5 protein-coding genes are annotated in these 6,804 nt (G+C 51.4%); all 5 read right to left on the reverse strand.

Annotated elements, in window-relative coordinates:
• Positions 1-97: 97 nt before the first annotated feature.
• Positions 98-2,332: a type II secretion system secretin GspD gene (gene gspD / locus PDO_RS07240; protein ID WP_141649843.1), complete on the reverse strand. Its 2,235-nt coding sequence runs from the start codon at positions 2,330-2,332 to the stop codon at positions 98-100.
• Between the two features lie 93 nt (positions 2,333-2,425).
• Positions 2,426-4,501 (reverse strand): FHA domain-containing protein, encoded by a 2,076-nt coding sequence (locus PDO_RS07245; RefSeq protein WP_007599805.1) that lies wholly within the window; start codon positions 4,499-4,501, stop codon positions 2,426-2,428.
• Between the two features lie 134 nt (positions 4,502-4,635).
• Positions 4,636-4,962, reverse strand: a complete 327-nt coding sequence (locus PDO_RS07250; RefSeq protein ID WP_007599807.1) for an EscF/YscF/HrpA family type III secretion system needle major subunit — start codon at positions 4,960-4,962, stop codon at positions 4,636-4,638.
• 22 nt (positions 4,963-4,984) lie between these two features.
• On the reverse strand, positions 4,985-5,254 hold the full coding sequence (locus tag PDO_RS07255; protein ID WP_007599809.1) for an EscE/YscE/SsaE family type III secretion system needle protein co-chaperone: 270 nt from the start codon (positions 5,252-5,254) through the stop codon (positions 4,985-4,987).
• On the reverse strand, positions 5,254-5,949 hold the full coding sequence (locus PDO_RS07260; RefSeq protein WP_007599810.1) for a Crp/Fnr family transcriptional regulator: 696 nt from the start codon (positions 5,947-5,949) through the stop codon (positions 5,254-5,256). The genes PDO_RS07255 and PDO_RS07260 overlap by 1 nt, the downstream gene beginning before the upstream one ends.
• Positions 5,950-6,804 lie beyond the last annotated feature (855 nt).

Raw genomic sequence — 6,804 nt, forward strand, 5'->3', positions numbered from 1 at the left:
CCCTTCCATACACTCGTCGAATCAATTCAACTGTATGAAATCACAAACGTTTCATATCATTCAAGTTCTTTGTGGACCGACACTTAGACAACGGTATCTAGTTTTTGCTGATAATAGAGTGCGCTCTCAGTTCCTGCGTGATGCTATCGAGTTGAAGCGAACGACGAACGACACGTGGTGTTATCATCACCAGCAATTCAGTACGAGCCTGCACGCTACCAGTCTGCTGAAACATTTTGCCAATAACTGGAATTTTGGACAGGCCCGGCACGCCGCTCATCGTTTTTTCCGAACGATCCTGAATCAGACCGCCGAGTAAAACCGGCCTGCCTGACTGAACCACGACTTCAGAATTTATCGCACGCTGGGAGATTGTCGGCGTTAATGTCTCCCCCGAACCGGATGCTTGAGCGGAACTCACCTCTTGCTGCACCTTCAACAAAACCGAGTTGTCGGCGCGAATGCTTGGGGTGACCTCCAAAATGATACCAACGTCTCTAACGTCAATTTGGTTCGTCGTCGTCGTCGTTCCGGTTTGATCGGCACTTGTCTGTTGCACCAAGAAGGGGATTTGATCGCCCACCGAAAGCCGTGCTGCCCGCCCGTCCAGCACTGTCAGATACGGCGATGAGATTATTTTCACATCCGTTACCGTCTGTAGCGCCTCAAGAACTAGGCTGGCCGTCATCCCGCCGACGGCCTGAATATCGAGCGCGGCAACGCCACCGGCCTCTCCCGTATCGGTTGGTTCCGGAAGTGATGATGAACGAAGGCTGAGCCCATGTCCGCTAAGGAAAGCTTGCACACCGTATTTCAGGTTGTCGTTCAGTGTCACTTCGACAATCGTAGCTTCGATGACGACCTGTGCCAACGGCACATCGAGCGTCTGGACGACCTCACGTATGCGTTTGAACTGCCGGAATGTTGCAAAGACCAGCAGTGCGTTATTCCTTGGATCAGGGACGATGGAGATGCCTTCGCTAACCTGCCTAGCCGTTTCAACAGGTATATTCATTCGGGCCTTGAGTTCCTGAATAGCCTCAAATCGAGCAGCGGTTGGAGATACATTATCCGTTGTTGGAACGTCTCTGATGGTCGGCGGGGCGGTTACCGAATCCCCCCCTTCAACGCCTTCATCGTTGGAGGGTGTCGTTTCCGCTTGAGTGTCATTCGAAGTAGAATTTGCAGCTCCGTTGTTCGCAGCGAAGATTTTGTTCAATTGATCCGCAATCTCATTTGCAGGCAAATTCTTCAATGCAATTATTCGTACCGATGGCAAATCGCGATTGTCTTTGTCTAGGCCCTCGACAAGGGTACGGGCGTTGCCCATAGTATACTCATTTTGCGCCACAATGAGAAGTGCCTGCTGTTCTTCGAGTGGTATAATCAGTGGTACATCCTGTGCGGATTGGCCAGATTGTGAAAAGTAGGCGCTCAGGGATGCCGCGACTGTCTCTGGCGGGCTTTCGCGGAGCGGTAGAACTGCAACAATGTCGCCGCCGCGAGTGTTATCGACCAGCGCTAGCAGGAGGTCCATAACTGGCTTTTCGTCCACGGGATTGAGCTTGAGAATGAGGGAGTCGCTTGAGGGCACGGGCGTGACCGTGGCACCAGCAGGAAGTATCTGAGCCGCCACAGCCGCTATTTCATTCAGATTGCCACCCTTGATCTTAATGACACGGGTTTCGTAATCGCCCGAAGTACCAACGGCAGCATTCAGTTCGAGCTCCGCTATCGCTTGGGGCGATCCGATCTGATACACTCCATCAATCACCTTCAAAACGTAACCACTGCGTGCAAGGATACTGCGAACGATCGACGGCATAGCCGAGTAGGGAACAGGTGTTTCGGTCGTGAAAGAAACAGTACCTTTCACGTCATCAGCGATGATATAGTTGGCAGAAAGAAGCCCCCCGAGCAATTGCTTCACGACATATTTCAGATCCGCGTCTTGAAACGAGATCTTAGCCGTTTCGACGGACTCGTTATCTGCTGCGTTGACATTATACAGTTCGGCCATGTTCTGCTTCAACTCACGAGGAGAGATCGAAAATGTCGCCGGTTCGTTTTCAAGCACCGCCGCAAATCCTACAGCCGTTGTGACCGCATCGTCCTGATTGATGCGTGATAGATCAAGTCCACCTGTCTCGGTGTCGGCCGAGCCCGTTGCCAATCTTGGGCTACCGGAAAGGTCCAATCTACGCGCCTCCGCTTGCAAATCCAATGCATCTACGCCGACAGACGACGAACATCCTGCCATTGCCAAGATAACCATAGTGCCAAACAGCAGACGGAGGCCTTCAGTTATACCACCTGGGGAAATTACAGACATATCGCTTCTTCCATTGGGTGCTATAGCGTATAAAAGCGGCCATCATTGACGTTGTATTTTACGACTTCATACTCGCAGGCAGCGGGTGCCAAGCTACTCGCTGGTGACTTTCCACGTTAAGCTTTCCGAATATATAAGGGGGGCGACAGCGTCTTCCTGCTGCAATAGCGCCCCGAGACTTCCGATACTGATCAGTTTGCTCTTCAGGTTTGGAGAGCTTCCTTCACGAATCTTTGCGCCACTGTCGGTTTGGATGAATCGATCGTTGTCCCGCAGCATCACGCCGGCAACGTCCAACTCCGAAGTGGCGAAATCACGCACGAGATAGCGGACGAAAAACGGATTGTGCTCCGTCTCGCGAAGATAGGACGAGATCGCATCCAAGTGTATCCCTGTTTGATCGGCCAGCTTCTTGGCACACTGGCGGGTCCGATCCGGATTGAGCGCGGCCTCAAGCAACATGAGCTGGTTCGGCCTCTCAAAATCAATCAGCGATACCGTCTGGGACAAACTTAGATAATCGAGCCAGAACAGAATGGCGGGCACATCGGCAATGTGCAGACCGGATCCAGCCCAACACAGGTCCGATGTTTCGATTGGGCTGAGGATTAACGGTAAATATCGTTGCCGAGCTGAGCCCTGCGATTGATTGGGTTCGCCCGCATTAGGAATATTTTCATCCCAGTTCTTCAGAACCTGATTGGTGGTATCGTCTTGTCCCTTGCTATCTCCAGCGCCAACAGCCTGCGGCGGCGAGAGTAACGTAAGGGCACGATTGGAGAGATTGGATTTTTCGTTCGAAGGCGTGTCGGCGTGCTTCTGGTCATCTGTTGCGGGCGCGGTTTCTGGCGCCGGGACAAGTTGTGAAGGTTCCCTTGCGGCAACGACTAACTTGTTCGGGATTTCTAGGAGCGGGGTCAAGAATATATCCGAAAAATCGCTGTCCCCTTGTTTTAACCGAGTGAGGTCCAAATCCGTCGTCCCTGGGGCGTTGGGATGCCCTGGAGGACCCAAGCGCGTCGGCGCGGGCTTTGCGACCACGGTTCCCTGCTCGTTCACAACCTGGACATAGGACGTCAGTGGTATATGGTCTGCATAATGACGAGCATAGGCGTGAATGAAGCCAATCCAGCCATCTATTTTGTTGGTGACGACAAGGCCGCTGGCCTCTATTCGTTCGTCGAAAAGCCGCAGGATCACCGTATCATTGACACCTGAACGATCGACCAGATCTTGAACTTCTTTGAAATAGGAACTCGCAGTCTTAACCTTCGATTCTACAGACGAAATCCCTTGAACCTCGTCATCGATGTAGTCAAAAAATCGTTTGGCCCGTTCATCGGACAGTATTTTTCCCTCGAAGGTGACAACGCCCGTGGCAGATACTTCGAAAGTGACGTCCACACCGAAACTTTTAATGGCATCAGCGACCTGAGATTGGATCGAGGAAAGTACCCAAAGGCGTAAGTTGACAAGTGCACCGGTGTGTTCCATCGCATCGCGCAATGCCAGACGCTCGTTCGTCTTATTCACATAGCCTGTTGCGTATATCGTGCCGTCTACCTCCTGGCGCACGACAATTGATTGGCCAAAGGGAAACTGATTGAGAGCAGCGCGTACCGCCGCAACATCTTGGACATTCACAGTCGTGTGGGTGTTTTCATTTGCCATCAGGGCGGCAACCGTCAACCAGGTGACGCCGGATATCAGAACGACCGTTCCTATAAGTGCAAATCCAAATCGAACAAATCGGTATTTGAATGCGACCGCTGCGGTATTCTTGTTCGACTTCCGATCAACAGACCTGTCCCGGTCGAGCATAGCCGATAAATCTGACCAATGACCATCGGTCGGGCCAATTGCGAATGTGTTGGTGCCGATTATGAGTATGTCCATTGGATTGATTTCGCGCCACTGGTCGTCGCCAGCATCGATCACCAAACCTGCCTCGTTGATGACCGAACCGGCTCCTCCAGTGACGAAAATCTTCGAATCTTCAATCCGAATTCTGGCGTGCCCACTTTTCAGGCATACATCCACGAACTGAAGATCGTCGTCCTGACCGGATCCGAGCGTATATTCGCCGTGGGCCAATGCCACTTCAACACCAGATTGCGGGCCTGATAGAGCCTTGAGTATCAGCTGAGTGCTCTTTTTGCGATGTTTCATTACTGAACTCATTGCCGCACGTTGGCTGGCATTAGGTTTCCAAATGGGCTATTTCCAAGGCCAAGCCTAGCAAAAAGCGGTGCACACACGGCGCTTTTTGCTAGTCTATAGCATTCTGACGTAACCGCATTGTTTCAGGCGATGTTTCGGGCGATGGTCTTCAAAACGTCCGCAACGTCCTTAAGCATGTTGGTTCGCAAGTTCGTTACGGCGGACCATGAATTCATTGCCATCTGCATCGAGAACATCTTCTCCGTGTCGGATAGATTGGAATTTTGCTCGATGTCGCGGATACCTTTTTCAATTGCGGCAATCTGGGTCTGCAACTCTGTCTGACGTAAGATCAGGTCAAAGCCGTCGCGATCGCTTTTGTAGCCGTTATCTACTTCCGCGCCCCCCGGAAGCACCGGGGTGGCATAACTTTCAGGATTAAAACCCATGAAATCAATTGTTCCTGCCATTAGTTCTATCCTTTCGATTTATCTAGGCTAGGTCTTCGGAATTTGTCTTCTTGTTTGCCGGCAAACGGCAAACGACGTCGTAGGCAGCGGCAATGCCCGCATGAGCACATTCTGCCGCATCATAAACCTCGGGCGAGAGCCCAGTTTTCATCAATTCACGCAGATCTTTGGTCTTTTTTGCCAGTCGTTCCAGAAGGCAGCTTTTGACTTCATCGCCGCGCACACCGATCAAATCATCTTCAAGTGCAGTCATACGGAAGCCAATAGTCGTGTCCGAAATTGAGGCGTTCATCAAAGTTCTCCTCCTCTCAAAGCCACCAGTTCAAGTTCATTCGGTTGCAGGAGGATAATGTTTCGATCCTGCATCATGATCAGGCCTTCCCTTTCCCACGCTTTCAAAATCCGATTGACGTTTCCCCGAGAGCCGCGCGCCATGGCCCCCAGATCGCTCTGCGTAACCATCGCCCCCAGATAGAGATATTTTTTTCCGTTAATTTCGGTTGTCTGCGCCAGCGCTTGTGCCAGCCGCAGTACGGACATCGCCAAGCGCCCGGACAAATTGCAAAAATACAAGCTCTTCGTAACGTAGATATATGTCTTGTAGCGATCAGCGACTATCGCACTCAGCGCGTTCCTGAAGGAACTATTATGCTTCGTTTCAGCGTGAAACAGACTTGCGCGAACAGAAAAGACCGTCACCGGACCTATTGCTGACGCGGTATCCACGTAGACTGACTGGTGAAATACACCGAGTTCTCCAAAGCTCTGACCAGGAGGAACGATGGCATAGAGTATGGTAGTTCCATTCTCCATGATGTAGGAAAGTCGAACGTAGCCCGACACAACGAGGTATAACTTTTCAGCGCTATCCTCCTGAAGGTATATTATACCATTGTCGGAATAAGAGGTACGGGTGGACTGCTTAAGGAACAAATCCTTCAATTCGTGATCAATCCCGCTGACATCGAAGGAACGGGAAAGCATCATGGGGTGACCTCGCCAGAAGAGGCGACAGGATTGATCCCGAGAGCATCCGGCGCCGGACCCAGTTCATCGATCGAGTGCGCGTGAAAGTAGCCGACTGACTTTCCGAACGCCCGCGTTAGCCTGAGACAGGACGAACCAAATATCACAACAATTTGCACACGGAAGAAAAGAACCAATTGGTCACGGACAGTTTCTCGCCCGATCGCGAATTCAGATTGGAGTATTCCAGACAAATAGCGACTGGCTCCTGAATTAAGCACTCGGTGGACACCTTGCTCAATCGTGTAACTAACAGTGCTGCAGAGCCTAAAAGGGTAGAGCCTTCCATATCTACTATACACTTTGGGACCTTTTGCTTTCGCGTGAGCCTCTTACGACTCTCAATACAATTCGAAGCTATATCTAAGCGAAAATGACTAGCCAATCGACATGTAATCAGGCAATTGCACAGATTCGCATGAAAACTGCACGCTGGTACAAGTGCGGCGGTGGAATTGCCTCGGTTCGTCGTTCGTCGATCGTGTTCCGGCTGTTAAGAGACCTGTGCGCGGGAAGGATTTTGCATTGATTTTGTTTGATCTTTTTGGTTTCCAGCATAAAGGGCACAAAGATATCAGCGCCGCCGACGCCAGCTGTGTCTTCTGACGCTCTTGTATGAGCGCCAGTGGTGTTTTGCAGCATTGGTGCACGAATCGGGGATTTTTCGGGCGCGGATCTTTGATGCTATCGTCTATGCGGTGGGTGGGCATCGTAAACTTAACGGAGGAAATGCCAGCGAAAGACGCCATCCGGAGATATCTGTCATGCTCTTGCAATTTTCGCCCACAGGCTCATCGCCGCAGTGCGCAGTTCGCG

This window comes from Rhizobium sp. PDO1-076, from assembly GCF_000247475.1.
GTDB lineage: Bacteria > Pseudomonadota > Alphaproteobacteria > Rhizobiales > Rhizobiaceae > Allorhizobium.

Excerpts from the sequence above, each read along its gene's own strand:
- PDO_RS07245 (WP_007599805.1), bottom strand. The coding sequence starts at position 4,501 with ATGAAACATCGCAAAAAGAGCACTCAGCTGATACTCAAGGCTCTATCA.
- PDO_RS07260 (WP_007599810.1), bottom strand. The coding sequence starts at position 5,949 with ATGATGCTTTCCCGTTCCTTCGATGTCAGCGGGATTGATCACGAATTG.
- PDO_RS07255 (WP_007599809.1), bottom strand. The coding sequence starts at position 5,254 with ATGAACGCCTCAATTTCGGACACGACTATTGGCTTCCGTATGACTGCA.
- gspD (WP_141649843.1), bottom strand. The coding sequence starts at position 2,332 with ATGTCTGTAATTTCCCCAGGTGGTATAACTGAAGGCCTCCGTCTGCTG.
- PDO_RS07250 (WP_007599807.1), bottom strand. The coding sequence starts at position 4,962 with ATGGCAGGAACAATTGATTTCATGGGTTTTAATCCTGAAAGTTATGCC.